Below are 26,297 nucleotides of genomic sequence, written 5' to 3'. Positions count from 1 at the left end.
CTGCTCAGCCGTCGACGGCCTTGAGCCACGCGCGGCGGGCATCGAGCGCCTCGCGGGCGGATGCCGCGGCCCGCGCGTCGCCTCCGGCCTCGGCGGCCGCGAGCTCGGCCTCGAGCTTCGCGATGGCGTCCTGCAGCTGGCCGACCATGCCCTCGGAGCGCGCCTTCTTCTCCGGGTCTTCGCGCTGCCAGTGCTCGTCTTCGAGTGAGCGGACGTGCGTCTCGACCTTGCGGAGACGCTCTTCGACGGCTCGGACCTGGTCGCGCGGAACCTTGCCGATGTCGTCCCAGCTGCGCTGGATGCGGTTCAGGGCGGCGCGTGCCTGCTTGGGATCGGTCTCGGAGGTGAGCTTCTCCGCTTGCTCGAGAAGCGCCAGCTTCTCGGTGAGGTTGGCGCGGTACGCCTCGTCCTCTTTGGCATCGGCCTCGGCCTTCGCCTGGAACAGCACATCTCCGGCGGCCTTGAACTTCGCCCACAGCGCGTCGTCGAGCTTCTTGCCGGCGCGCCCGGCCTGCTTCCACTCGTCGAGCAGGTTGCGGTACTCGCCGACGGCCTCGGCGCCCCGTGGGGCGAGTGCCTCGGCGCGCTCGATGAGCGCCTGCTTGCGGGCACGGACGTCGCGATGCGTCGCGTCGAGCTCGGCGAAGAACGCCTTGCGGTGCTGCTCGATGGTGGATCGAGCGGTGCGGAACCGCTTCCACAGCTCGTTCGCCTCGTTCTTGGGCAGCCGGGGACCGTTCTGCTGGTGCTGCTGCCAGCTCGCGAAGAGCGCGTCGAGCTCGGCCGTCGCCTGCTTCCACTGCGTCTTCGCAGGGTCTTGAGCAGCGAGGGCCTCTGCCTGTTCCACGATTCGAGTGCGCTCGGCGATGGCCTCCGCCAACGCGGCCCTGGCCTCCGCCTGCTGCTGTTCCGTGAGCTCCTTCGTGGTGCCCGACAGCGCCTCGAGTCGTCGCGCGAGGGCGTCGAGGTCGCCGACCGCGTGCGCGTTCGCGACGGAGTCCCGAAGTGTGGCGACCGCCTTCGCGACATCCGCCGCCGGCGCACCGCGGCGCACCCGCTGCTCGAGCAGGCTCACCTGGCCGGCGAGGTCGGCGTACTTGCGCTCGAAGTAGGCGAGCGCCTCTTCGGGCGTCGCATCGGGGTACTGGCCGACCTCCCGCTCACCGTCGGCGGTGCGCACGAAGACGGTGCCCGTCTCGTCGACGCGGCCCCACGGTTGCTGCTCTGAATCGGTCACGGCTCACCCTCGTCGTGGTCTCGAAACCGCCCATGGGCGGGTGGAACGGATCAAGCCTATTGCACCGCCCTCGCGGCGCAGATCGTCACTGGATCGTGACCGCCGTGATGGTCACGGGCACCGCGGGCGCCCCGTCGGTGCTGCCGTCAGCCGTACCCGCATCGGTGATTCCGGCCTTGAGCTCGTCGAGGCCACTCGTGACCCGGCCGATGACGGTGTACCCGCCGGCCTCGTCGGTCGGAAGAGTGGTGTCCTCGTAGACGATGAAGAACTGGCTGCCCTGGCTGTACGCGTCCTGCTGCTGGCGGGCCATCGCGATGGTGCCGGCGGGGTACACGTTGTCGGCGGGTGCGTTCTCGACGGGTCCATAGCTGTATCCCGGGCCGCCGGTGCCGTCGCCGGCGGGGTCGCCGCACTGCAGCACCCAGATGCTGTCCCGGGTCAGCCGATGGCACGTCGTGCCGGTGTAGAAGCCCGATTGGATGAGGCTGATCTCGCTGGCCACCGCCTGCGGCGCCGCGGCACCGTCGAGTTCGAAGGCGACGGGGATCTCGTTCAGCGTCATCGTGCCGGTCCAGGTTCGGCCCTCGGCGAGGTCGGCCGGAGGCACGTCGCCCTCGTTCTCGCCCGGCGGCGGCGTCGGACCCGGTGTGGGCGTGGCCGTCGCCTCGGGCGCCGCCTCGGGAGAACCGGGCCCGCCATTGAAGTACACCAGCTGTGCGGCGGTCGCGAGCGTGAGGATCACCACGAGCGCGATGCCGGCGATCACGTTGTCGCGGATGCGACGACGCCGCTTGCGAAGGTGCACCTCCTGGCGTGCCTGATAGGTGCGCAGGCGTGCGCGCTCCTCTCGCGCCTGACGGTCGTTCGTGGCCACGCGTGCTCCTTCTCGGGATTCCTGCGAGCCGACTCTACGCAAGGCCGCGGCTTCGGCACCAATCGCGGCGATGGCGGTCACGGCCACTTCCGGCACCGGGCGGTCGTGTCGGATGCCGCGGCTACGCTGGATCGCATGGTGGACTCCAGCCCGGGGCTGCGCTCCGGCGCGACGCCGCTGGCTGTGCGCATGCGCCCGACCAGCCTCGACGAGGTCGCCGGCCAGCGACACCTCCTCACACCCGGCTCGCCGCTGGTTGCGCTTGCGAGCGACCGCACCGGCGAATCGGGGTCGGTATCCGTCATCCTCTGGGGCCCGCCCGGCACGGGCAAGACGACCCTCGCCCAGGCCATCGCCCGATCCTCGGGCCGCAAGTTCGTCGAGCTCTCGGCGGTCACGGCCGGCGTGCGCGACGTGCGTCAGGTGATGGAGGAGGCCCGCGCGAGTCGCGACCTCTACGGCGTGTCCACCGTGCTCTTCCTCGACGAGATCCATCGATTCACGAAGGCGCAGCAAGACGCCCTCCTTCCCGGCGTCGAGAACGGCTGGGTCATCCTGGTCGCGGCGACGACAGAGAATCCGTCGTTCTCGGTGATCTCGCCGTTGCTCTCGCGTTCGCTCCTGTTGGCCCTCGAACTGCTGACCGACGACGATCTCGGCCTCCTCGTCGACCGCGCGGTGTCCGATCCGCGTGGACTCGCCGATGCGGTCAGGCTCGAGCCCGAGGCCCGGGCCGCGATCATCCGGCTCGCGTCGGGCGACGCCCGGCGCGCACTGACCGCACTCGAGGCGGCATCCGTCGCTGCCGGCCAGGCGCCCGACGAGCAGAGCGACGACGAGCGCGAAGTAGCACACCAGGCCGACGAGCGAGCCGATGATGCCGGTGACTCGGATGCCGCGGAGCGCCCGACGCCCGTCATCACACCCGAGATCGTGGCACGCGCGGTCGACCGTGCGCTCCTCCGGTACGACCGCAACGGCGACGAGCACTACGACGTCATCAGCGCCTTCATCAAACCCGGGCGCGGCAGCGACGTCGACGCCGCCCTCCCCTCCCTGGCGCGCATGATCGAGGCGGGCGAAGATCCGAGATTCATCGCCCGCCGCATCATCGTGCTCGCCTCCGAAGACATCGGCATGGCCGATCCCGCAGCACTCGGCGTCGCCGTCGCCGCCGCCGACGCCGTGCAGTACATCGGCATGCCCGAGGGCCGCATCCCCCTGGCGCAGGCGGTCGTGCACCTCGCAACGGCGCCGAAGTCGAACGCGGCCTACCTCGGCATCGATCGCGCCATCGCCGACGTGCGCGAGGGCCGGGCCGGGCGCGTGCCGAAGCACCTGCGCGACGCGCACTATCCCGGCGCGAAGCGATTGGGGCACGGCAAGGGATACGCGTACCCGCACGACGACCCGATCGGCGTCGTCGCCCAGGAGTACCTGCCCGACGAGCTTCGCGGTGCCGTGTACTACGAGCCCACCGAGCACGGCAACGAGCGCGAGGTGTCGGCGCGTCTGGCCAAGCTGCGTCGCATCGTGCGCGGCGGCCGTTGACGGCGGTCGGACGCGAGCGCCGCGCTGCGGCCCCAGAGACCGGCGTGATAGCATATCCCTCGGCCTGAAGCCAGATCCTCGAGCGCGGCTGCGAAGGGATCATCGGCGAATGGGTGCGATCTGTAGCCGGTCCGCCCTTGGTGAATCCCTCTGACACAGACTTCCGGCGCGCGAGCGCGCCGTGAATTCACACTTGAGATTCTTCCGAAAGGACATTCGTGTCGAACCAGTCACGTAGCAAGACCCGACTCTCCCGTGCGCTCGGCGTCGCCCTCACCCCGAAGGCGGCCCGGTACATGGAGAAGCGTCCGTACGCACCCGGCGAGCACGGCCGCACCAAGCGCAAGGCCGACTCCGACTACGCGGTGCGCCTTCGCGAGAAGCAGCGCCTGCGCGCCCAGTACGGCATCCGTGAGAAGCAGCTTCGCATCGCGTTCAACGAGGCGCGGCGTACCGAGGGCCTGACGGGTGAGAACCTCGTCGAGCTGCTCGAGATGCGCCTCGACGCCCTCGTGCTCCGCGCGGGCTTCGCCCGCACCATCACGCAGGCTCGCCAGTTCGTGGTGCACCGCCACATCCTCGTCGACGGCAAGATCGTCGACCGCCCCTCGTTCCGGGTGAAGCCGGGCCAGCTCATCGGCGTCAAGCAGCGCTCCGAGGGCACCGAGCCGTTCCAGGTCGCCGCCGCCGGTGGCCACGTCGACGTGCTTCCCAAGACGCCGGCGTACCTCGAGGTCGAGCTCGACAAGCTGCAGGCCACGCTCGTGCGCCGTCCGAAGCGCGCCGAGGTCCCCGTCACCTGTGATGTACAGCTCGTCGTCGAGTACTACGCCGCCCGCTGACGCGGCCGGTTCTCGAACGGGGGTCGCGGGGGTTCCGCGGCCCCCGTTCCGTCTGCAGCGGCATCAGCCGTCACTAGACTGAAGAATGTCGTCGGCCGGGCGGTCCTCGCGCGGCGGGATCGGTCAGAGGGAGCAGATTCGTGAAGAGCATTCTGTGGTTCGTCGTGGGCATCGCAGCCGGCTTCGCCGTCGCTCACCAGCTCAATCAGACCAACCAGGGCAGGGAGTTCTTCTCCTCGATCGACGCGAAGGCGAGGGCGTTCGGCAAGGCCGTCGCCGAGGGCTACCACGAGCGCGAGGCCGAACTCCGCGCCGACGTCGGTGCCGCCGGCGTCCAGCGCTGACGCCTTCAAGACCCGCCCGACTCGACCGGGCAGCCGAATACAGAACGGAATCATGCAGACAGCAGACATCCGCCAGCGCTGGCTGGACTTCTTCGCCGCGCGCGGTCACACGGTGGTGCCTTCAGCCTCGCTCGTGTCCGACGATCCGACGCTGCTCTTCACGGTGGCCGGCATGGTCCCGTTCGTCCCGTATCTGACGGGTCTCGTCCCCGCGCCCTATCCGCGAGCGACGAGCGTGCAGAAGTGCATCCGCACGAACGACATCGAAGAGGTCGGCAAGACCCCCCGACACGGAACGTTCTTCCAGATGTGCGGCAACTTCTCGTTCGGCGACTACTTCAAGGAGGGCGCGATCTCGCTCGCGTGGGAACTGCTCACCACGCCTGAGGCCGAGGGCGGATACGGCTTCGACCCGAACGACCTGTGGGTCACCGTCTACGAGGACGACGACGAGGCTCGCGAGATCTGGTCGCGCGTCACCGGCTTCCCCGACGACCGCATCCAGGGTCTCGGCAAGGACACCAACTACTGGCACACCGGCCAGCCCGGACCGGCGGGCCCGTGCTCCGAGATCTTCTTCGACCGCGGGCCCGAGTACGGTGCCGACGGAGGTCCGGCGACCGACGACGACCGGTACGTCGAGATCTGGAACCTGGTGTTCATGCAGTACCTCATCGACGACGTGAGGTCGAAGACCGACTTCCGCGTCGTGAAGGAGCTGCCGAGGAAGAACATCGACACCGGCATGGGCCTCGAACGCGTCGCCTTCATCAAGCAGGGCGTCGACAACATGTACGAGATCGACCAGGTGCGACCGGTGCTCGACCGCGCGGCGCAGCTGTCGGGGCGCCGCTACGGTGCAGACCACGAAGACGACGTGCGGATGCGCGTCATCGCCGACCACGTCCGCTCGTCGCTCATGCTCATGAGCGACGGGGTCAGCCCGTCCAACGAGGGCCGCGGCTACATCCTGCGGCGCCTGCTGCGCCGGACCATCCGGGCGATGCGACTGCTGGGGGTCGATGGGCCGACGTTCCGGGAGCTGTTCGCGGCATCCCGTGACGCCATGAAGGCCGCGTATCCCGAGGTCGCGCACGACTACCCGCACATCGAGCAACTCGCGATCGGTGAGGAGGAGACGTTCCTGCGCACGCTCTCCGCCGGCACGTCGATCCTCGACGTCGCCGTCGCAGCGACGAAGGAGGCGGGTAGGTCCGAGCTCGCGGGCGACACGGCGTTCCTCCTGCACGACACCTACGGGTTCCCGATCGAGCTCACCCTCGAGATGGCGGAGGAGGCGGGGCTGGCCGTCGATCGAGGGGCGTTCGACGAGCTCATGACCGCCCAGCGCACGCGCGCGAAGGCCGACGCCAAGTCGAAGAAGAAGGTGCTCGCCGATCTCTCGGTCTACAGCGACTTCCGTGCGATGGGCGAGACGATCTTCACGGGATACACCGACCTCGCGACGCAGTCGACCGTGCTCGGGCTGCTCGTCGACGGGCGATCCGTCCCGGTGGCGACCACCGGGCAGACGACCGAGGTCATCCTCGCCGAGACGTCGCTCTATGCGGAGTCGGGCGGTCAGGCGCCCGACCAGGGCAAGATCGTCGGCGACGGATTCGAGCTCGAGGTGCTCGACGTGCAGAAGCCCGTGAAGGGCCTCGTCAGCCACACCGCGAAGGTGGTGTCGGGCGAGATCGGCGTCGGCGAGGCCGCGACGACGCTCGTCGACGAGGAATACCGCCGTGGGGCGACGCAGGCGCACTCGGGCACGCACATCGTGCACGCGGCGCTTCGACAGGTGCTCGGGCCCAACGCCCAGCAGTCGGGCTCGTTCAACAAGGCGGGCTACCTCCGCCTCGACTACGGATGGAACTCGGCCCTCTCACCCGAGACCCGCAGCGAGATCGAGGAGATCTCGAACAGCGCCATCCGCGACAACCTGCAGGTCGTCGCCCGCGAGATGCCGCTCGACGAGGCGAAGGCCCTCGGTGCGATGGCCCTGTTCGGCGAGAAGTACGGCGACGTGGTGAGGGTCGTCGACATCGGCGGGCCCTGGTCGCGCGAACTCTGTGCCGGAACGCACGTCTCGACGAGTGCGGAGATCGGCATGATCAACATCGTGGGGGAGTCATCCGTCGGCGCGTCCAACCGCCGCGTCGAATCGCTCGTCGGCCTCGAGGCGTTCCGGCGGTTCGCGGCCGAGCGCGCCCTCGTGTCCGAGCTGACCTCGACGCTCAAGACTCGCCCCGAGCAGCTCGTCGACCGGGTCGGCGACCTGGTCGCGAGCCTCAAGGCGGCCGAGAAGAAGATCCAGGCGTACGAAGCCAAGGCACTCGCAGACCGCGCCCCGTCGCTCGCCGAGAAGGCCGTGCGCACGGGCGATGTGCTGCTCGTCGCGGAGTCGCTCGGCACGCTCGGCTCGGCCGACGAGGCGCGTTCGCTCGCACTGGCCGTGCGCGGAAGGCTCGCCGATGCGGCATCCGTCGTCGCCCTCACGGCCGAGGTGGGCGGCAAGCCCATCGCGATCGTGGCGACCTCGCCTGCCGCTCGCGAGGCGGGCGCGAACGCTGGAGCACTCGCGAAGACGATGGCGCAGGTGCTGGGCGGCGGCGGCGGCGGAAAGCCCGACCTCGCGCAGGGTGGCGGCAACGACGTGACGGCGATCCCCGCCGCACTCGACGCCGTGCGACGCGAACTCGGCCGGTAGCGATCATGCGACCGGGAGTTCGGCTCGGCATCGACGTCGGACGAGCGCGCATCGGCGTCGCCCGGTGCGACGCCGGGGCCGTGCTCGCCGTCCCCGTCGAGACCGTGCCCCGCCACGCCGACGGTGACGACGACGTGCGTCGTGTGCTCGATCTCGCCGAGGAATTCGGCGCGATCGAACTCGTCGTCGGCAACCCGCTCTCGCTCTCGGGCGGTTCGACGGCGTCGACCGACGACGCCGTCGACTTCGCCGAACGCCTCGCCGCCACGGGCGCGCGCGTGCGCCTCGTCGACGAGCGGCTGTCGACCGTGAGCGCCCAGCAGGCGCTTCGAGCCTCGGGCAGGTCGAGTCGCAGTCAGCGTCCCATCGTCGACCAAGTCGCAGCCGTTATCATTCTGCAACACGCCATCGACACCGAGCGGGCCTCGGGCGTCGAACCCGGGCACCTGCTCACCACCGACGAAGGGTCTTCCCCCCAGTGACCCACCTTCCACCTGATCCGGGCGGATCGTCCTCAGATCGCTCGTCCGAGGACTGGAACGCGCTGCTGGCCGGCGACGTCCCGTCGCGACCCCGAATGGGCGACGACGTTCCCCTGAACCGGGCGAGGGGCGCGGCAGGGGATGGATCGCAACAGCCCATGACCCGGCGCGAGGCCCGTGAGCTGGAGCGTCGGTTGGCGGTGGCCGAGCCCGAGGTCGAGGTGGAGCCCGAGGTCGAGGTGGAGCCCGAGGTCGAGGTGGAGCCCGAGCCGGACGTCTTCAAGACCCCGAGGCCGTCGCGGGCCGACCGACGTGCCGCGGCGGCGTACGACCACGACCACGATGCGCCCGAACGCCGACGGGGTCGGGGCGCCTTGGGGTGCCTCATCGGCCTCGTCGTGGTCGCCGCGCTCGCGGCGGGTGCGTTCTTCTTCCTGCAGGGTCCCGTCAATTCGCTCATCGAGCGGTTCACACCGGCCGCCGACTACTCCGGCGCGGGCACCGGCGAGGTCATCTTCGTGATCCACACGGGCGACACCGGTTCGGACATCGCCGAGAACCTCGTCGATGAGGGGGTCACGGCGTCGTACGACGCCTTCTACGACCTGCTGCTCGCCCAGGCTCCCGAACCCGAGTTCCACCCGGGTGCGTACACGCTCGCCGAGCAGATGAGCGCCCAGGCTGCACTCGACGCGCTGCTCGACCCCGCGAACAAGCTCGAGAACACGCTGCTCATCACCGAGGGCACGTGGGCCGGCGAGGCCCTCGCCGAGGCATCCGCCGTGCTGCAGATCCCGCTCGAGGAGTTGCAGGCGGCAGCGGCGGATCCGCAGGCCCTCGGCCTTCCCGCCGAGGCGACCAGCCTCGAGGGCTTCCTGTTCCCCGCGACGTACACGTTCGATCCCGGCGTCACGGCCGAGGAGGTCGTGCAGACCATGGTCGGCGAGAGCCTGGCGGCCTTCGACGCCGCGGGGGTGCCGCCCGAGGACCGGTATCGCGTGGCCACCATCGCCTCGCTGATCGAACGCGAGGGCCTGCCGCAGGACTTCACGAAGGTCTCCCGAGTGATCCAGAACCGGCTCGAGCAGGGAATGCTGCTGCAGTTCGACTCGACCGTGCACTACGGCACCGGCGACAACTCGGTCGTGACCACGACCGACGCGGAACGCGCCGATGCCGGCAACCTGTACAACACGTACGTGCATCCGGGCCTGCCGCCGGGTCCGATCGGCAACCCGGGCGCGGACGCGATCGCGGCAGCACTCAACCCCGCCGACGGGCCCTGGCTGTACTTCGTGACGGTCGATCCCGAGACCGGCGAGACGGTGTTCAGTGCGACGCTCGAAGAGCACGAGGCGGCCGCTGAGCGGTTCTACCAATGGCTCGAGGACCACCCCGACTATGGCCAGTGACCCCCGCCGCCTCGCGGTGCTGGGCTCGCCGATCGCCCACTCGAAGAGCCCTGCCCTGCACCGCGCCGCATACCGCGCGCTCGGACTCGACTGGCAGTACTCGTCGGAAGAGGTCGATGGGTCGGGGCTCGCGGCCTTCATCGACTCGCGCGACGAATCCTGGCTCGGGCTCTCGCTCACCATGCCCTTGAAGCAGGAGGTCATCCCGCTCCTCGACGAGGTCGAGGAACTCGTGGACCTCACCGGCGCGGCGAACACCGTGCTCTTCGACGCCGGCCGTCGCCGCGGTTTCAACACCGACGTCGGCGGCATCGTGCGCGCGCTCGGCGTTGCCGGATTCGACCGTATGCGACGCGGGGCGCTCATCGGCGGGGGAGCGACCGCGGCATCCGCACTCGCGGCGATGGCCGAGCTCGGAGCGCGCGAGGTCCGCGTGCTGCTGCGGCGACCCGAGGCGTCCGGCGCCCTCGTCGAACTCGGAGGCCGCCTGGGCCTGCAGGTCGATGTGGCGCCGCTGCGCGACTTCGCGTCCGTCGACGACGTCGAGCTCGTCGCCAGCACCGTCCCGGGTCGCGCGGAGCTCGGCACCGCGGCATCCGTCGATCTCATGCGGCGCGCGCTCCTGTTCGACGTCGCCTACGATCCGTGGCCGACCGCACTCGCGGCGCAGTGGCTCGAGGCCGGCGGCGCGGTCGTCGACGGGCTCGGGATGCTGCTGCACCAGGCATTGCTGCAGGTGCGCATCTTCGTGGCGGGCGACCCCCAGGCACCCCTGCCGAACGAGCGGGCGGTGCTCGCCGCCATGCGCGAAGCCCTCTGACACGCCTGTGGAAGGATGGGGGAATGCTCCGTTGGCTCACTGCCGGAGAGTCGCACGGCCCTGAGCTCGTCGCGATCCTCGAGGGTCTTCCCGCCGGTATCCCCGTCTCGCTCGACGCCATTCGCGCCGATCTCGCCCGCCGCAAGCTCGGCTACGGGCGCGGCGCACGGATGAAGTTCGAACAGGACGAGCTGGTGATCTCCGGCGGCGTGCGACATGGCGAGACTCTCGGCAGCCCCATCGCGCTGCGGATCGGCAACACCGAGTGGCCGAAGTGGCAGGAGGTCATGAGCCCCGAGCCCGTCGATCCCGCGAGCCTGGGCCGTGGGCGCGGCGCACCGCTCACGCGTCCCCGGCCCGGGCACGCCGACCTCGTCGGCATGCAGAAGTACGGCTTCGACGAGGCGCGGCCGGTGCTCGAACGAGCCAGCGCTCGCGAGACCGCGGCGCGGGTGGCACTCGGCGCGGTCGCGCGCGCCTTCCTCGCCGAGCTCGGTATCCGACTCGTCTCGCACACCATTGCGATCGGTCCGGTGCGCGTGCCCGAGAATCGTCCCCTGCCGCTGCCCGACGAGGTCGACCGGCTCGACGCAGACCCGCTCCGCTGCGCCGACCCCGACACATCGACACGCATGGTGGCCGAGGTCGACGCCGCCCATAAAGACGGCGACACCCTCGGTGGGGTCGTGGAAGTGCTCGCATACGGGGTTCCGCCCGGACTCGGCTCGTACGTGCACTGGGACCGCCGCCTCGACGCGCAGCTGGCGGCCGCCCTCATGGGCATCCAGGCGATCAAGGGCGTCGAGGTGGGCGACGGCTTCGTCACCAGCACGCGGCGCGGGTCGGCCGCCCACGACGAGCTGCACCTCACCGACGGCCGCATCGTCCGCGCGAGCGACCGCGCGGGCGGCACCGAGGGCGGCATGTCGACCGGCACGGTGCTCCGCGTCCGGGCCGGCATGAAGCCCATTGCGACCGTGCCGCACGCGCTGCCGACGATCGACGTCGCGACCGGCGAGGCGGCGCCCGCCCATCATCAGCGGTCGGATGTCTGCGCGGTGCCCGCGGCCGGCGTCGTCGCCGAGGCGATGGTCGCGCTCACCCTCGCGAATGCGGTGCTCGAGAAGTTCGGCGGTGACGCGGTGGCCGAGACGCGCCGCAATCTCGAGTCGTACCTCGCGTCCATCCCCGAGTCCCTGCGTACGGAGGTCGCCGGGGGTCGCGCCACCGATCATGTCTGAACGGGCACGCCTGCCGCTGCCCTTCGTGCTCATCGGCGCGATGGGCTCGGGCAAATCGCGGGTGGGGCAGCGGATCGCGGCATCCGTCGGCGCGCCGTTCATCGACACCGATGGGCGCATCGTCGAACGACACGGGCCGATCGACGCGATCTTCGAGCGCGAAGGCGAAGCAGGGTTCCGCACACTCGAGCGGGGCGTGGTGGCCGACGCCCTGCGCGAAGAGGCGGTGATCTCGCTCGGGGGCGGAGCCGTGCTGCATCCCGACACGCGAGACGACCTCGCCGACCTGCCCGTGGTGTGGTTGCGCGTCTCGCCTGAAGCCGTGGCACCGCGGCTCAGGGGCGGCACCCGGCCACTGCTCGCGACGGGCGGGATGGCCGCCTGGACGGCGATCCTCGCGGAGCGAGCGCCCGTCTACGAGGCGCTCGCCGACTACGACATCGACACGTCGCGCCGCTCGGTCGCGCGAATCGTCGAGGACATCACCGAGCGGTTCGGAGGAACACGATGACCGACGGCCGGCCAGCCGACGACGCCCGCTCGAGCATCCGCGTGGGCGGCGAGGCGGGATACGACGTCATCGTCGGTCGCGGCGTGGGCGCCGAACTCGGCGACGCCCTCGGCCAGGCGCCGCGCAAGGGGCTCATCGTGCACCCCCCGACGCTCGGCGCACGTGCAGCAGCGATACGCGAGGAGCTGCAGGGCCGATTCGACGTGCTGCTCGCCGAGGTTCCAGACGCCGAGGCCGGCAAGCGCGTCGAGGTGGCGGCGTTCTGCTGGCAGATCCTCGGGCAGGCCGACTTCACTCGCAGCGACGCGATCGTCGGCCTCGGCGGGGGCGCGGTCACCGACCCCGCCGGGGTCGTGGCGGCGGCATGGCTCCGTGGGGTTCGGGTCGTGCAGGTGCCGACGACGGTGCTCGGCATGGTCGATGCCGCGATCGGCGGCAAGACCGGCATCAACACGAACGAGGGCAAGAACCTCGTCGGAGTCTTCCACGCGCCGGCCGCGGTGCTCTGCGACCTCGGCCTCCTCGACACGCTGCCTCGCAACGAGATCCTCGCGGGCTTCGCCGAGATCGTGAAGGCCGGGTTCATCCGTTACCCCGAGATCCTCGACATCATCGAGGCCGACCCCGAGATCGCGACCGACCCGTCGACGCCCGCGTTCCGCCGAGTGGTCGAACTCGCGATCCGGATGAAGGCCGACGTCGTCTCCGAGGACTTCACCGAACAGGGGCTCCGCGAGATCCTGAACTACGGACACACGCTCGGCCACGCGGTCGAGCACGCCGAGCGCTACCAGTGGCGGCACGGCGCGGCGGTCTCCGTCGGCATGGCGTTCGCCGCCGAGCTCGGTCGGCTGTCCGGGCGGCTCTCCGACGAGGTCGCCGACCGGCACAAGCGCGTGCTCGACCTGTTGGGGCTGCCGACGACCTACCCGGTGGGTCGCTGGAACACCCTCCTCGCAACCATGCAGCGCGACAAGAAGGCGCGGGCGGGGCAATTGCGCTTCATCGTGCTTGACGACCTCGCGAAGCCCACCGTGATGCACGCACCCGACCAGTCCCTGCTCTTCGCCGCGTACCAGGAGATCGGCTCGTGAGTGCGGGGCGGCCGGCCGGTCGGTCTCGGGACGCGTGCTTCGCGCGCTCCTCGACCAGCGGGCTGGCTAGGCTTCGAGCATGACGACGATCCTCGTGTTGAACGGGCCGAACCTCGGCCGGCTCGGCACCCGCGAGCCCGAGGTGTACGGCAGCGAGACACTCGCCGACATCGAGGCCGACCTCGCGGCATCCGCACCCGAAGGGGTCGAGATCGACGTGCGCCAGACCGACGATGAGGCCGAGCTCATCGGCTGGATCCACGAGGCGGTCGATCGGCGACTGCCCGTGGTGCTCAACCCTGCCGCGTTCACGCATTACAGCTATGCATTGCGGGATGCCGCTGCACAGCTGCAGCAGGCGGGAGTCCCGCTCGTCGAGGTGCACCTCTCGAACCCGCATTCGCGGGAGGCATTCCGCCACACGAGCGTGATCTCGGGCGTCGCCACCGGAGTGATCGCGGGGTTCGGTTCCGATTCCTACAGACTGGCGGTCGACTGGGTTCTGCGATCGCAGGGATGAGTCGACTACACTCGATCAGTCGCACGCGATCACGCGCGCCCTCAGACTTCCCTCGATCGATCGGAAACACTCCGCATGGCAAGCACCGCTGACATCAAGAACGGCGTCGTCCTCAACATCGACGGCCAGCTCTGGAGCGTCGTCGAGTTCCAGCACGTCAAGCCCGGAAAGGGCGGGGCGTTCGTGCGCACCAAGCTGAAGAACGTCGTCACCGGCAAGACCGTCGACAAGACCTACAACGCGGGGGCCAAGGTCGACATCGAGAACGTCGACCGCCGCGACTTCACCTACCTCTACAGCGACGGCGACGGCTTCGTCTTCATGGACGCCACCGATTACGACCAGCTCACCGTGCCCGCCTCCATCGTCGGCGACGCGAAGAACTTCATGCTCGAGAACCAGCCCGTCACCATCGCGCTGAACAACGGCAACCCGCTCTACATCGACCTGCCCGCGTCGGTCGTGCTCGAGATCACCTACACCGAGCCGGGCCTCCAGGGCGACCGCTCGACCGGTGGAACCAAGCCGGCCACGGTCGAGACCGGCTACGAGATCCAGGTTCCGCTGTTCCTCGAGACGGGCACCAAGGTCAAGGTCGACACCCGCACCGGCGAGTACCTCGGCCGCGTGAACGACTAGTGAGCGCCCGCACGAAGGCGCGCAAGCGCGCCCTCGACATGCTCTATTCGGCCGACATGCGCCAGGTGCCGGTCGAGCAGGTGCTCGCCGTCGAGGCCGAGCGAGCCGTCTCGGAGCCCGAGCGACAGGCGTCGTGGCTCTACGCCCGCGAGATCATCGACGGCATCGTCGACCATCGCGACGAGATCGACGAGCTCATCACGACCCACTCGCGAGGATGGACCCTGGAGCGCATGCCCGCGATCGATCGCGCCCTGCTGCGCATCGGCGTGTGGGAGATCGTGTACAACGACGGCGTGCCCGACCCCGTTGCGATCTCCGAGGCCGTCGAGGCGGCGACGGTGCTCTCGACCGACGACTCGGCGGGGTTCGTGAACGGCCTGCTCGCGGCCATCTCGCACGCGAAGGCCTGACACCCGGCCTGCCGCGGCTGGGCATGCCGCGACATTCCCAGTGTTAACCCCGGCCCGAGCCGCGTGGATTCCCTCGGCGGAATCCGGCGCAGGCCCGGATCTGCGGCGGGGGCGTGGCCGGTTCACTTGGTGAGGTGCTGCATTGCGGCACATCGACCACCATCACTCACCGATCGCTCTGGAAGGAGCACCATCGCCATGTCCAGCATCTCCGCCCCGACTCCCGGTCTCCAGCCCGTCGGCCCACGTCCCGTTCCCGTCGCCCGGATCGATGTCCTCGATCGCCTCGCATCGCTCGAGGCCGGCCTGAAGGAACTGCTCCAGCGATGGAGCATCCCGGCGCTTCGCGTCGCTCTGGGTGCGGTGTTCGTCGCGTTCGGCGTCCTGAAGTTCTTCCCCGGGGTGAGCCCGGTCGAATCGCTCGTCGAAGCGACATGGGGCGTGCTCACCTTCGGCCTCGTCGGCGGTCAGCTCGCACTCATCCTCACCGCCGTGATCGAGACGGTCGCCGGCCTCGCACTCATCTCGGGCGTCTTCGCCCGGTTCGGTCTCGTCGTGCTCGCGGTCGCCTTCGTCGGCATCTTCTCGCCGCTCGTGTTCTTCCCTGGCGAGCTCTTCGCCGCATCCGGCCCGACGCTGCTCGGCCAGTACGTACTGAAGAACGTGGTGCTCGTCGCCGCCGCCCTGGTGGTCGCGTCGCGCGTGCTGCGCGGACCGCGATCGGTGCGATGACCATCGTGTCCGGACTCGGACGGAGGGGCGGGGCGATCGGCGCCCCGCCCCTCCCGTCTGCTCGCCGGCCCTCAGGCCGCCCGCAGGGTGGCGGCCGCCGGGCTCGGTTCGGCCGCAGGGGCGCGCTTGCCCCAGGCGGCGAGGGCCGCGGCCTGGAGCCCGAACCCGACCAGCGTCCCGTGCGGCCAGTAGGTGAACAGGAACGTGGAAGCGACGAGGATGGGCAGGGTCAGGCCGAGCAGCACCCGCTCCCAGATCGGCACCGTGCCTCGTCCGGCGAAGAGCGCGACGACGAGCGCCAGGACTCCGATGAAGATCAGCATGAACGCCTCCGCGCCCCACAGGCCGTGCAGCGGGGCATCCGGCGAGTGGTTCAGGTAGCTCAGCGCGGTGATCGGCGCCGTGAGGAGCACGAGCGCGCCGAGCACCCGCCCGAGCCGGCCGAACTCCGCGAGGATCGGGCCGGTGGCGAACCACACCAAGACGAACGAGACGGATGACGCAGCACCGAACGCCAGGTAGAAGTCCTGCTGTCCGATCGCCTGCAGCCACAGCCGGATGCCGTCGTAGAGCGGCATCCGGTCGAGAGCACCGAGCCAGGGCGGGACGTCAGCACCCGACCACGCCGCCTGCTGAGGCGGCAGGAGCAGGAACGCCCACAGTGACGCTGCGAACGCCGCCGCCACGCTCACGGACCGAGACGGATGGTTGCGCATCTTCGCACGGTATCGCCGCGCGCAATCGAGCGGCACCCCTCACTCGTGGGACACGAGGTCAGACGGCGCGCACTCGGTTGTTGCGGGCGTCGTGCGTGAGCTCCGCGAGCCCGAGTTCCTCGAGCAGCGGCGGGAGGTACATCCCGAACCTTCCTCGGTAGCCCTTCCGTAGGCCGTACCAGCCGCCGACGGGATTGGATTCGGAACGACCCCACGCTTCCACCGTGCCGTCGGCGGCGGGCTCCTGCTCATCCGCGGTGCCTGCGCCGGACATCGGAGACCTCCTCGGGCCACTCGGGATGCGACCGCATGGGCAGATGGTACTCTCAGCCCGCGAAATCCGTGCCAAGGGTTCCCGGTAGACTCGTGCGGAGAAGACAACCTTTAAGGCCGTCCGGTGAGGCGGAGAAGGGAGTCGGTCCTTGGCACGCGCCGTCCTCAGCCAGGCTGACATCTCGCGAGCGCTGACTCGCATCTCGCACGAGATCCTCGAGTCCAACAGAGGGGCCTCCGATCTCGTCATCCTCGGCATCCCGACCCGGGGCGTGTTCCTCGCCCGGCGCATCGCCGAGACCATCGCCCGCATCGAGCCCGATGCCCTGGCCGACCTCGCCGGGGCGCTCGACGTGACGATGTACCGCGACGACCTCGGCCGCACGCGCACGCGCACTCCCTCGCCGACGCAGCTGCCGCCCGGCGGCATCGACGGCAGGACGGTCGTCCTGGTCGACGACGTGCTCTACTCGGGCCGCACCATCCGCGCCGCCTTCGACGCCCTCGCCGACCTCGGTCGTGCCAAGGCCGTGCGCCTGGCCGTGCTCGTCGACCGTGGCCACCGGGAGTTCCCGATCCGCGCCGACTTCGTGGGCAAGAACCTGCCGAGCTCGGCCCGGGAACGCGTCAACGTGCTCCTCAGTGAGATCGATGGCGAGGATGCGGTGACGATCGAGGGAGGCGACGCGTGAAGCATCTCCTCGGCACCCGTGGTCTTCCCCGCGATGCGGCCATCGCGCTCCTCGACATCGCGGAGGACATGGCCGCCGTGCAGGAGCGGGAGGTCAAGAAGCTCCCGACCCTCCGTGGCAAGACCGTCGTGAACCTCTTCTTCGAAGACTCCACTCGCACCCGCATCTCGTTCGAGGCCGCGGCCAAGCGCCTCTCCGCCGACGTCATCACCTTCAGCGCGAAGGGGTCCAGCGTGTCGAAGGGCGAGAGCCTGAAGGACACCGCGCAGACCCTGCAGGCGATGGGCGCCGACGGGGTCGTGATCCGCCACCAGGCATCAGGCGCGCCGCAGACTCTGGCGACGAGCGGGTGGATCGATGCCGGGGTCGTGAACGCCGGCGACGGCACGCACGAGCACCCCACGCAGGCGCTCCTCGACGCCTTCACCATCAGACGGCGGCTCCACGGTGCCGATTCGCGCGGTCGCGACCTCGACGGCATCCGGGTGGTCATCGTCGGCGACGTGCTGCACTCCCGTGTCGCACGCTCGAACGTGTGGCTGCTGTCGACCCTCGGCGCCGAGGTCGAACTCGTGGCCCCGCCCACCCTGGTGCCGGTCGAGCTCAGTGCCTGGCCCGCGCGTGCCACGTACGATCTCGACGCCGCGCTCGCCAACGCGCCCGACGTCGTGATGATGCTCCGCATCCAGGCCGAGCGCATGCACGCCGCCTTCTTCCCGAACACCCGCGAGTACTCCCGCACGTGGGGTCTCGACGACGCGCGGTTCCACCGGTTGCCCCCAAGTACGATGGTCATGCACCCGGGCCCGATGAACCGAGGGCTCGAGATCGCCGCCCGAGCAGCCGATTCGGCGCAGTCCACGGTGCGCGAGCAGGTCGCGAACGGAGTATCAGTGAGAATGGCCGCCCTCTACCTGCTGCTGTCCGGGGATCGAGGCGGGCTGTCTTGACCGAGCGCTTCCTCATCACCGGTGCCACGCTGCCCACGGGCGAGCACGCCGACATCCTGCTCGAGGGCGACGCCATCGCCGAGATCGGACGCATCACGGATGCCGCGGGCGCAACGGTCATCGACGCCGACGGGTTGATCGCCCTTCCCGGTCTCGTCGACCTGCACACGCACCTGCGCGAGCCGGGCTTCGAGCAGAGCGAAACCGTGCTCACCGGAACGCAGGCCGCCGCCGCCGGAGGCTTCACCGCCGTCTTCGCGATGGCGAACACCTTCCCGGTCGCCGACACGGCCGGGGTCGTCGAGCAGGAGGCGACCCTCGGTCGAACCGCGGGCTACGCCTCGGTGCAGCCGATCGGGGCCGTCACGGTGGGGCTCAAGGGCGAGCAGCTCGCCGAGCTCGGCGCGATGGCCCGGTCGCGCGCGAACGTGCGCGTCTTCTCCGACGACGGGTTCTGCGTCGCCGACCCGCTCCTCATGCGCCGTGCCCTCGAGTACGTCAAGGCGTTCGACGGCGTGATCGCGCAGCACGCGCAGGAGCCGCGCCTCACCGAGGGCGCGCAGATGAACGAGGGCGCCCTATCGGGCGAGCTCGGACTCACCGGATGGCCCGCGGTCGCGGAGGAGTCGATCATCGCCCGCGACGTCCTCCTCGCCGAGCACGTCGGCAGCCGCCTGCACGTGTGCCACGTGTCGACCGCGGGTTCCGTCGAGGTCATCCGCTGGGCGAAGGCCCGAGGAATCGACGTGACCGCCGAGGTCACTCCGCACCACCTCCTCCTCACGGAGGAGCTCGTGACGAGCTACGACCCGCGCTACAAGGTGAATCCGCCGCTCCGCCGCGCCGAAGACACCGAGGCGCTCCGCGCCGGACTCGCCGACGGCACCATCGACATCGTGGCGACCGACCACGCTCCGCACCCGGTCGAGGCGAAGGAGAGCGAGTGGGATGCCGCGGCCAACGGCATGGTCGGACTCGAGTCCGCCCTCCCCGTCGTGCACGCGGCGGTCGTCGAGACCGGCCTGCTCGACTGGGCGGATGTCGCGCGAGTGCTCTCGAGCGAGCCCGCACGCATCGGCCGGCTGCCCGGCCGCAGCGAGGGTGTCGCCGTCGGCGCGGTCGCCGAGCTCACGCTCTACGACCCGTCCGCGGCATCCGTGTTCGACGTCGACCGACTGGCCGGCCGCAGCAGCAACTCGCCGTACCTCGGACGCACGCTGCCGGGTCGAGTCGTCGCGACCTTCCACGGCGGATACGCCACCGTCCTCGACGGCACGGTGCGACCGGCCGACGAGGTTGCGCGCCTCGCTGCCCGGCGGCTGGAGGCGGCTCGTGGATAGGCTCTGGATCGGCGCCGTCGTCGCAGCCGTGATCATCGCCGTGGCGGCGTGGCTCATGGTGCGTTCATGGCGGCGTCGCACTCGGCGCGACGAGGCGATGTCGGCGTACGCCGTGCCCGCGTCGCACGGGGAGCCGAGGCTTGCGGCCGAGGCGCTGTACGTCGCGACCACGCCCGCCTCGGAGCCGCTCGAACGGCTCGCCGTGCACGGGCCGGCGTTCCGGGGGTCGGCTCGCATCGAGGGCCTGCCCGAGGGCGTCGTCCTCCGCATCGCGGGGGAGACCCCGACCCTCCTTCCCGCCGACCGCATCGAGGGGGCGGGCGTGGCGAGCTTCGCCCTCGATCGCGCCGTGGAGCCCGAGGGTCTCGTGGCCATCACCTGGATCGCGAACACCGACGACCCCGACGCCGCTGCCGCCGGGCCCCGGGTGGACAGCTACCTCAGGGCCCGGTATCCGGGCGACTCGGCGCGCATCATCGCGGCCGTCGAAGACATCGCCGCCGCGCCCGTCGCGCCGCGGCAGAAGCACGAGAGCGAGGCCTCGGATGACTGAGACCCCCACCATCACGCACGCGCCGGCGGTGCTCGTCCTGGAGGACGGCCGCCGCTACGACGGGCGCGCCTACGGCGCGACCGGCGCCACCCTCGGCGAGCTCGTCTTCGCGACGGGCATGACGGGATACCAGGAGACCCTCACCGATCCCTCGTACGCCGGCCAGATCGTCATGATGACCGCGCCGCACATCGGCAACACGGGCATGAACGACGAGGACATGGAGTCGTCGAAGATCTGGGTCGCGGGCTTCGTGGTGCGCGACCCGTCCAGGGTCGTCTCGAACTTCCGCTCGCAGCGTCCGCTCGACGACGACCTCGAGGCCGAGGGCATCGTCGGCATCAGCGGCATCGACACCCGTGCGGTCACCCGGCATATCCGCTCGGCCGGCGCCATGCGAGCCGGAATCTTCTCGGGCGACGCCTGGAACCTCACCCACGGCGAGCAGCTCGAGCTGGTACTCGGCGGTGAGCAGATGGCCGGGCGCAACCTCTCGGGCGCCGTGTCGACGACCGAGCGCTACACGCTGCCCGCCGAGGGTGAGCGGGTGGGCTCCGTCGCCGTGCTCGATCTCGGCGTGAAGACGTCGACGCTGAAGTACCTCGCCGAGCGCGGCTTCGACGTGCACGTCGTGCCGCAGTCGATCACCGCCGAGGAGGTGCTCGAGCTCGCGCCCGATGCGCTCTTCTTCTCGAACGGGCCGGGCGACCCCGAGGCATCCGATCACCATGTCGACCTGCTGCGCGCCACGCTGCGTGAGGGACTGCCGTACTTCGGCATCTGCTTCGGCAACCAGCTGCTCGGACGCGCGCTGGGATTCGGCACGTACAAGCTGCCGTTCGGACATCGAGGCATCAATCAGCCGGTGCTCGACCAGGCCACGGGCCGTGTCGAGATCACCGCGCACAACCACGGCTTCGCGGTCGACGCGCCGATCGACCGGGTGAGCGAGTCCACCGAGGGATTCGGGCGCGTCGAGGTCAGTCACTACGACCTCAACGACAACGTCGTCGAGGGATTGAACTGCCTCGACATCCCCGCGTTCTCGGTGCAGTACCACCCCGAGTCGGCCGCAGGACCGCACGACGCCAACTACCTGTTCGACCGGTTCGCTGAGATGGTGCGCCGGCACCGAGGCGGATCGAGGAGCGGCGAAGCCGCGCATCCAGACCCAGCGACGACCGACGACGCCGCCACCAAGGAGAAGAACGACTGATGCCCAAGCGCGACGACATCACGAGCGTGCTCGTCATCGGATCGGGTCCGATCGTCATCGGCCAGGCGGCCGAGTTCGACTACTCGGGCACCCAGGCGTGCCGGGTGCTGCGCGCCGAAGGCGTCCGGGTCATCCTGGTGAACCCGAACCCCGCGACCATCATGACCGACCCCGACTTCGCCGATGCGACCTACGTCGAGCCGATCACCCCCGAGATCATCGAGTCGATCATCATCAAGGAGCAGCCCGACGCGGTCCTACCGACGCTGGGCGGCCAGACCGCCCTCAACGCCGCGATCGCCCTGCACGACGCGGGGATCCTCGAGAAGCACGGCGTCGAGCTCATCGGCGCGAAGGTCGACGCCATCCGCAAGGGCGAGGACCGCCAGCTCTTCAAGGACCTGGTGCTCGCCGCGGGGGCGGATGTCGCGCGCTCCCATGTGGCGAAGACGGTCGACGAGGCGAAGGAGTTCGCGCTCGACCTCGGCTACCCCCTCGTGGTGCGCCCGTCGTTCACCATGGGCGGGCTGGGCTCGGGCTTCGCGTACACCGAGCCGGAGCTCGTCCGAATCGTGACGCAGGGCCTCCACGACTCGCCGACGACCGAGGTGCTCCTCGAAGAGTCCATCCTGGGCTGGAAGGAGTACGAGCTGGAGCTCATGCGCGACACGGCCGGCAACACGGTCGTCGTGTGCTCCATCGAGAACGTCGACCCCGTCGGCGTGCACACCGGCGACTCGATCACGGTCGCGCCCGCGCTCACGCTCACCGACCGCGAGTACCAGCGGCTCCGCGACATCGGCATCGACATCATCCGCGCCGTCGGGGTCGACACCGGTGGCTGCAACATCCAGTTCGCGGTCGACCCGGCCGACGGTCGCGTGATCGTCATCGAGATGAATCCGCGCGTGTCGCGCTCGTCGGCGCTGGCGTCGAAGGCGACGGGCTTCCCGATCGCCAAGATCGCGGCGAAGCTCGCAATCGGCTATCGCCTCGACGAGATCCCCAACGACATCACGAGGGTGACGCCGGCGAGCTTCGAGCCGACCCTCGACTACGTGGTCGTGAAGGTGCCGCGCTTCGCGTTCGAGAAGTTCCCGGTCGCCGACCCGACGCTCACGACGACGATGAAATCGGTCGGTGAGGCCATGGCGATCGGCCGCAACTTCACGACCGCCCTGCAGAAGGCGCTCCGCTCGCTCGAGAAGCGAGGCTCGAGCTTCCACTGGGGCGACGACGAGCGCACCGCCGACGACCTCGTCGAGGCCAGCCGCATCCCGACCGACGGTCGCATCGTGCTCGTGCAACAGGCCCTTCGCAAGGGCGCCAGCGTCGAGCAGCTGTTCGAGGCCACTGGGATCGACCCCTGGTTCCTCGACCAGATCGTGCTCGTCAACGAGGTCGCCGAGGCGGTCGCGAACGCCGAGGCGCTCGACCACGACACCCTGCTGCTCGCGAAGGACCACGGATTCTCCGACGCGCAGATCGGGCAGCTCCGCGGGTTCGGCGAGGCCGACGCCCGCGAGGTCCGGCACATCCTCGACATCCGCCCGGTCTACAAGACCGTCGACACCTGTGCCGGCGAGTTCCCCGCGCTCACGCCGTACCATTACTCGAGCTACGACCTCGAGACCGAGGTCGAGCCGTCGCACCGCAGGAAGGTCGTGATCCTCGGGTCGGGCCCGAACCGCATCGGCCAGGGCGTCGAGTTCGACTACTCGTGCGTGCACGCGTCGTTCGCCCTCTCGGCGGCCGGTTTCGAGACGATCATGATCAACTGCAACCCCGAGACGGTGTCGACCGACTACGACACGAGCGACCGGCTGTACTTCGAGCCGCTCACCCTCGAGGACGTGCTCGAGGTGATCCATGCCGAGTCGCAGTCGGGCGAGCTCGTGGGCGTCATCGTGCAGCTGGGCGGACAGACCGCGCTCGGCCTCGCGAAGGGGCTCGAGGCCGCCGGCGTGCCGATCCTCGGCACCAGCCCCGAGGCGATCGACCTGGCCGAGGAACGCGGCCTGTTCTCGGGCATCCTCGACCGCGCCGGGCTCCTGGCACCTCGCAACGGCACCGCGATCGACCTGGCCGGCGCCGTGCACGTGGCCGAGGGCATCGGCTATCCCGTGCTCGTGCGTCCCAGCTTCGTGCTCGGCGGTCGCGGCATGGAGATCGTCTACGACTCGGCCTCGCTCGCCGACTACTTCTCGCGCATCGAGGGCCAGGGCATCGTCGGCCCGAGCCATCCGCTGCTCGTCGACCGGTTCCTCGACGACGCGATCGAGATCGACGTCGACGCGCTGTACGACGGAACGGAGCTCTACATCGGCGGCGTCATGGAGCACATCGAGGAGGCGGGCATCCACTCCGGCGACTCGAGCTGCACGCTGCCGCCCGTGACGCTCGGTCGCGCCGAGGTCGACCGGGTGCGCGAGGCGACCCGCGCCATCGCCGAGGGCATCGGCGTCAAGGGCCTGCTGAACGTGCAGTTCGCGATCGGGGCCGGCGTGCTCTACGTGCTCGAGGCGAACCCGCGGGCCAGCCGCACGGTGCCGTTCGTGTCGAAGGCGCTCGGCATCCCGCTCGCGAAGGCCGCGTCCCGCATCATGGTGGGCGCGTCGATCCGCGAGCTCGTCGACGAGGGCATGCTGCCCGAGTCCGACGGATCGCGCGTGCCGCTCGACGCGCCCGTCGCCGTCAAGGAGGCCGTGCTCCCGTTCCATCGCTTCCGCACTCCCGAGGGCGGTATGGTCGACTCCGTGCTGGGCCCCGAGATGCGTTCGACCGGCGAGGTCATGGGCATCGACCGCGACTTCCCGACGGCGTTCGCCAAGAGCCAGCTCGCCGCCTACGGCGGGATCCCGGCGTCGGGCACGGTGTTCGTCTCCGTGTCCGACCGCGACAAGCGGGCCATCACGTATCCGGTTCTCCGTCTGCAGCAGCTGGGGTACGACATCATCGCGACGGAGGGCACCGCGGAGGTGCTCCGGCGCAACGGCATCGAGGCGCGTCACGTGCTGAAGTTCAGCGAGAAGACGTCGCCCGACGCGGCATCCGTCGTCGAGCTCATCCACCGCGGCGAGGTCGGCGTCGTCGTGAACACCCCCAGCGGGCGGTCGGCCCGTGCCGACGGGTACGAGATCCGGGCGGCAGCGGTCGCGGCCGACATCCCCCTGTTCACGACCATCGCCGAGTTGTCCGCCGCCGTCGCCTCACTCGATGCGGTCGCCGGCGGCTACGACGTGACCAGCCTGCAGGAGTACGCCGAACGACGGGCGGAGGTGCCGGCGTGAACGGCGAGCTGACGTTCGGCGAGCGTCTCGACACCGTCTTCGCGGCGTACGGTCACCTCTGCCTCGGCATCGACCCGCACGGCTCCATCCTCGACGCGTGGGGGCAACCCGACACGGCGGCGGGCCTTCGGGAGTTCGGCCTACGCGTCGTCGACATCGCCGTCGACCGGCTGGGGATCGTGAAGCCGCAGGTGGCGTTCTTCGAGCGCCACGGGGCGGCCGGTTATTCCGCGCTCGAGCGGGTCATCCGCGAGGCGCGCGATGCGGGCCTCCTGGTGATCGCCGATGTGAAGCGGGGCGACATCGGCACGACGGTCGAGGCCTATGGCGAGGCGTGGCTTCGACGTGGTTCACCGCTCGAATCCGACGCCATGACGATCAGCGCCTACCAGGGGCTCGGTTCGATCGAGCAGGTCATGGTCGCCGCCGACGAGGCGGGCAAGGGCCTGTTCGTGCTCGCGGCCACCTCCAACCCTGAGGCCGCCGCCATCCAGCGCGCTGTGCTGCAGCAGTCCAGTCGCGCGGGCTCGACCGTGGCCCAGGCCATCACCCAGGGCGTCATCGGGTGGAACCAGGGCCGAGCGGATGCCGCGAGCCGAGCGTTCGGCTCGATCGGAACCGTGTTCGGGGCGACCACCGACCTCGCGCTCGCCGGCATCGACATCGACGCCGAGCCGCCTCGTCCGGGCCTGCCCGTGCTCGCCCCAGGATTCGGACACCAGGGCGCCGAGCCGGGCGACCTCCGCCTGCGGTTCGGATCGCTCTCCGGCGGAGTGATCGCCAACGAGTCGCGGTCGCTCCTGGGAGCGGGGCCCGAGGGCCTCGCCGACGCCATCGCGCGTCGCGTCGATCAGTACGGAGCCGCCGTTGTCTGACGCCACGAAGCCCCAGCACCGAACCGACGCCGCGCGCCCCTCGTCGCCGCCCGAGGTCGACCGCGTCGCGGCATCCCGTGCCGCTGTCGCAGCTCGCCGCGCCCGTGCGGCCGTCAAGTCGGCCATCGCGACCGGCGCGCGAAGCCCCCTCGACGTGCTCCGCACCGCGTACGAGGAGCCCGAGGGCGTCGAGGGTCGGATCCGGGTCACGGAGTTCCTGACCTCGATCCCCGCGATCGGTGCGACGAAGACCGCGCGCATCATGCAGGAGCTCGGCATCTCGCCGTCCAAGCGACTCGGCGGCCTCGGCCGGCTGCAGCGTCGTCGCCTGAGGGAGTTCGTCGCCGACTGGATCGCCTCGCATGGTGGAACCGGTGATCGGCTCGTGGTCCTCGCCGGACCCACGGCGGTCGGCAAGGGCACGGTCGCGTCGCACATCCGCCGCCACCACCCCGACGTGCGCCTCTCCGTCTCGGCGACGACGCGTCCGCCCCGGCCCGGCGAGGTCGAGGGCGAGCATTACTACTTCGTCGACGACGCCGAGTTCGATCGCATGGTCGAGGCCGGCGAACTCCTCGAGTGGGCGACGGTGCACAACGCCTACCGGTACGGCACGCCCCGCCGCCCGGTCGAGGACGCGATCGCCGCGGGCAACAGCGTGCTCCTCGAGATCGACATCCAGGGGGCCCGCTCGGTGCGCCGAGCGATGCCCGAGGCGACGCTCGTCTTCCTGCTGCCGCCCACGTGGGACGAACTCGTGCGCCGGCTCGTCGGGCGCGGTACTGAGAGCCCGGCCGAGCAGCAGCGCCGGCTCGAGACGGCCAGGGTCGAGCTGTCGGCCGTCGAGGAGTTCGACCACCAGGTGGTGAACCACGACGTCGCTGACGCCGCGCAAAAGGTCGTAGACTTGATGAGGCCCCGCCGAGGGCGGCGTTGAGCTGCCCGGGCCGCGAGTTTCAGCGCAACA

At 70.2% G+C, this 26,297-nt stretch carries 26 protein-coding genes; 22 read left to right on the top strand and 4 right to left on the bottom strand.

The annotated features are described in order from the left end of the window. Window positions 1-4: 4 nt before the first annotated feature. Complete coding sequence (locus tag HUS56_RS14650) at window positions 5-1,237, bottom strand: DUF349 domain-containing protein (RefSeq protein ID WP_173924153.1); 1,233 nt, start codon at window positions 1,235-1,237, stop codon at window positions 5-7. A gap of 85 nt (window positions 1,238-1,322) precedes the next feature. Further along, window positions 1,323-2,114, bottom strand: a complete 792-nt coding sequence (locus HUS56_RS14645) for a peptidylprolyl isomerase (RefSeq protein WP_173924152.1) — start codon at window positions 2,112-2,114, stop codon at window positions 1,323-1,325. A gap of 135 nt (window positions 2,115-2,249) precedes the next feature. On the opposite strand from HUS56_RS14645, the gene HUS56_RS14640 reads away from it, so the two are divergent. The 14 genes from HUS56_RS14640 to HUS56_RS14575 all read left to right on the top strand — a co-directional run bounded on the left by HUS56_RS14640 (window position 2,250) and on the right by HUS56_RS14575 (window position 15,425). Further along, window positions 2,250-3,665, top strand: a complete 1,416-nt coding sequence (locus tag HUS56_RS14640; protein WP_173924151.1) for a replication-associated recombination protein A — start codon at window positions 2,250-2,252, stop codon at window positions 3,663-3,665. A 218-nt stretch (window positions 3,666-3,883) separates the two neighbouring features. Further along, window positions 3,884-4,507, top strand: coding sequence for a 30S ribosomal protein S4 (rpsD, locus tag HUS56_RS14635; protein ID WP_173924150.1), 624 nt, complete (start codon window positions 3,884-3,886; stop codon window positions 4,505-4,507). 140 nt (window positions 4,508-4,647) lie between these two features. Next, the gene (locus HUS56_RS14630) at window positions 4,648-4,851 is read left to right on the top strand and encodes a hypothetical protein (RefSeq protein WP_173924149.1); all 204 of its coding nucleotides are present in this window, start codon (window positions 4,648-4,650) and stop codon (window positions 4,849-4,851) included. A 52-nt stretch (window positions 4,852-4,903) separates the two neighbouring features. Then, window positions 4,904-7,561 (top strand): alanine--tRNA ligase, encoded by a 2,658-nt coding sequence (gene alaS / locus HUS56_RS14625; protein ID WP_173924148.1) that lies wholly within the window; start codon window positions 4,904-4,906, stop codon window positions 7,559-7,561. A gap of 5 nt (window positions 7,562-7,566) precedes the next feature. Further along, window positions 7,567-8,043, top strand: a complete 477-nt coding sequence (ruvX, locus tag HUS56_RS14620) for a Holliday junction resolvase RuvX (protein ID WP_173924147.1) — start codon at window positions 7,567-7,569, stop codon at window positions 8,041-8,043. 158 nt (window positions 8,044-8,201) lie between these two features. Beyond that, window positions 8,202-9,455, top strand: a complete 1,254-nt coding sequence (mltG, locus tag HUS56_RS14615) for an endolytic transglycosylase MltG (protein WP_217424029.1) — start codon at window positions 8,202-8,204, stop codon at window positions 9,453-9,455. Further along, on the top strand, window positions 9,445-10,275 hold the full coding sequence (locus tag HUS56_RS14610; protein ID WP_173924146.1) for a shikimate dehydrogenase: 831 nt from the start codon (window positions 9,445-9,447) through the stop codon (window positions 10,273-10,275). Before mltG ends, HUS56_RS14610 begins: the two co-directional genes overlap by 11 nt. A gap of 23 nt (window positions 10,276-10,298) precedes the next feature. Continuing rightward, window positions 10,299-11,516, top strand: a complete 1,218-nt coding sequence (gene aroC / locus HUS56_RS14605; protein ID WP_173924145.1) for a chorismate synthase — start codon at window positions 10,299-10,301, stop codon at window positions 11,514-11,516. After that, window positions 11,509-12,027 (top strand): shikimate kinase, encoded by a 519-nt coding sequence (locus HUS56_RS14600; protein ID WP_254431476.1) that lies wholly within the window; start codon window positions 11,509-11,511, stop codon window positions 12,025-12,027. Before aroC ends, HUS56_RS14600 begins: the two co-directional genes overlap by 8 nt. After that, window positions 12,024-13,121, top strand: coding sequence for a 3-dehydroquinate synthase (aroB, locus tag HUS56_RS14595; protein ID WP_173924144.1), 1,098 nt, complete (start codon window positions 12,024-12,026; stop codon window positions 13,119-13,121). The genes HUS56_RS14600 and aroB overlap by 4 nt, the downstream gene beginning before the upstream one ends. A gap of 79 nt (window positions 13,122-13,200) precedes the next feature. After that, window positions 13,201-13,641 (top strand): type II 3-dehydroquinate dehydratase, encoded by a 441-nt coding sequence (gene aroQ / locus HUS56_RS14590; RefSeq protein ID WP_173924143.1) that lies wholly within the window; start codon window positions 13,201-13,203, stop codon window positions 13,639-13,641. A 75-nt stretch (window positions 13,642-13,716) separates the two neighbouring features. After that, a complete protein-coding gene (gene efp / locus HUS56_RS14585; protein WP_173924142.1) occupies window positions 13,717-14,280 on the top strand; it encodes an elongation factor P in 564 nt (187 codons plus the stop codon). After that, window positions 14,280-14,693, top strand: coding sequence for a transcription antitermination factor NusB (nusB, locus tag HUS56_RS14580; RefSeq protein ID WP_173924141.1), 414 nt, complete (start codon window positions 14,280-14,282; stop codon window positions 14,691-14,693). Before efp ends, nusB begins: the two co-directional genes overlap by 1 nt. 198 nt (window positions 14,694-14,891) lie before the next feature. Next, on the top strand, window positions 14,892-15,425 hold the full coding sequence (locus HUS56_RS14575) for a DoxX family protein (RefSeq protein WP_173924140.1): 534 nt from the start codon (window positions 14,892-14,894) through the stop codon (window positions 15,423-15,425). Between the two features lie 71 nt (window positions 15,426-15,496). On the opposite strand, the gene HUS56_RS14570 is transcribed toward HUS56_RS14575, so the two are convergent. Beyond that, window positions 15,497-16,141 (bottom strand): hypothetical protein, encoded by a 645-nt coding sequence (locus HUS56_RS14570; protein WP_173924139.1) that lies wholly within the window; start codon window positions 16,139-16,141, stop codon window positions 15,497-15,499. 58 nt (window positions 16,142-16,199) lie between these two features. Beyond that, window positions 16,200-16,415 carry a DUF6855 family protein gene (locus HUS56_RS14565; RefSeq protein ID WP_371808316.1) on the bottom strand — a complete coding sequence of 72 codons (216 nt, stop codon included), beginning with the start codon at window positions 16,413-16,415 and terminating at the stop codon, window positions 16,200-16,202. Between the two features lie 148 nt (window positions 16,416-16,563). On the opposite strand from HUS56_RS14565, the gene pyrR reads away from it, so the two are divergent. From pyrR to gmk, 8 genes are read left to right on the top strand one after another with little or no spacing between them, the layout of a single operon-like run. Then, entirely contained in the window at window positions 16,564-17,106 is a 543-nt protein-coding gene (gene pyrR, locus HUS56_RS14560) for a bifunctional pyr operon transcriptional regulator/uracil phosphoribosyltransferase PyrR (protein WP_173924138.1), read from the top strand. After that, entirely contained in the window at window positions 17,103-18,056 is a 954-nt protein-coding gene (locus tag HUS56_RS14555; protein ID WP_173924137.1) for an aspartate carbamoyltransferase catalytic subunit, read from the top strand. The genes pyrR and HUS56_RS14555 overlap by 4 nt, the downstream gene beginning before the upstream one ends. Continuing rightward, a complete protein-coding gene (locus tag HUS56_RS14550) occupies window positions 18,053-19,396 on the top strand; it encodes a dihydroorotase (protein ID WP_173924136.1) in 1,344 nt (447 codons plus the stop codon). The genes HUS56_RS14555 and HUS56_RS14550 overlap by 4 nt, the downstream gene beginning before the upstream one ends. Next, window positions 19,389-19,949 carry a hypothetical protein gene (locus HUS56_RS14545; RefSeq protein WP_173924135.1) on the top strand — a complete coding sequence of 187 codons (561 nt, stop codon included), beginning with the start codon at window positions 19,389-19,391 and terminating at the stop codon, window positions 19,947-19,949. Before HUS56_RS14550 ends, HUS56_RS14545 begins: the two co-directional genes overlap by 8 nt. Further along, window positions 19,942-21,165, top strand: a complete 1,224-nt coding sequence (gene carA, locus HUS56_RS14540; RefSeq protein WP_173924134.1) for a glutamine-hydrolyzing carbamoyl-phosphate synthase small subunit — start codon at window positions 19,942-19,944, stop codon at window positions 21,163-21,165. Before HUS56_RS14545 ends, carA begins: the two co-directional genes overlap by 8 nt. Beyond that, window positions 21,165-24,455, top strand: a complete 3,291-nt coding sequence (carB, locus tag HUS56_RS14535) for a carbamoyl-phosphate synthase large subunit (RefSeq protein WP_173924133.1) — start codon at window positions 21,165-21,167, stop codon at window positions 24,453-24,455. The genes carA and carB overlap by 1 nt, the downstream gene beginning before the upstream one ends. Beyond that, window positions 24,452-25,330, top strand: coding sequence for an orotidine-5'-phosphate decarboxylase (gene pyrF / locus HUS56_RS14530; protein WP_173924132.1), 879 nt, complete (start codon window positions 24,452-24,454; stop codon window positions 25,328-25,330). Before carB ends, pyrF begins: the two co-directional genes overlap by 4 nt. Beyond that, entirely contained in the window at window positions 25,323-26,267 is a 945-nt protein-coding gene (gene gmk / locus HUS56_RS14525) for a guanylate kinase (protein WP_173924131.1), read from the top strand. Before pyrF ends, gmk begins: the two co-directional genes overlap by 8 nt. The last annotated feature ends 30 nt before the right edge of the window (window positions 26,268-26,297 follow it).

Origin of the sequence: Agromyces sp. Marseille-P2726 (assembly GCF_902809835.1) — a bacterium.
GTDB lineage: Bacteria > Actinomycetota > Actinomycetes > Actinomycetales > Microbacteriaceae > Agromyces.
Note: the sequence above shows the minus strand (reverse complement) of the source record. Positions and strands in the feature narration are given on the sequence as shown.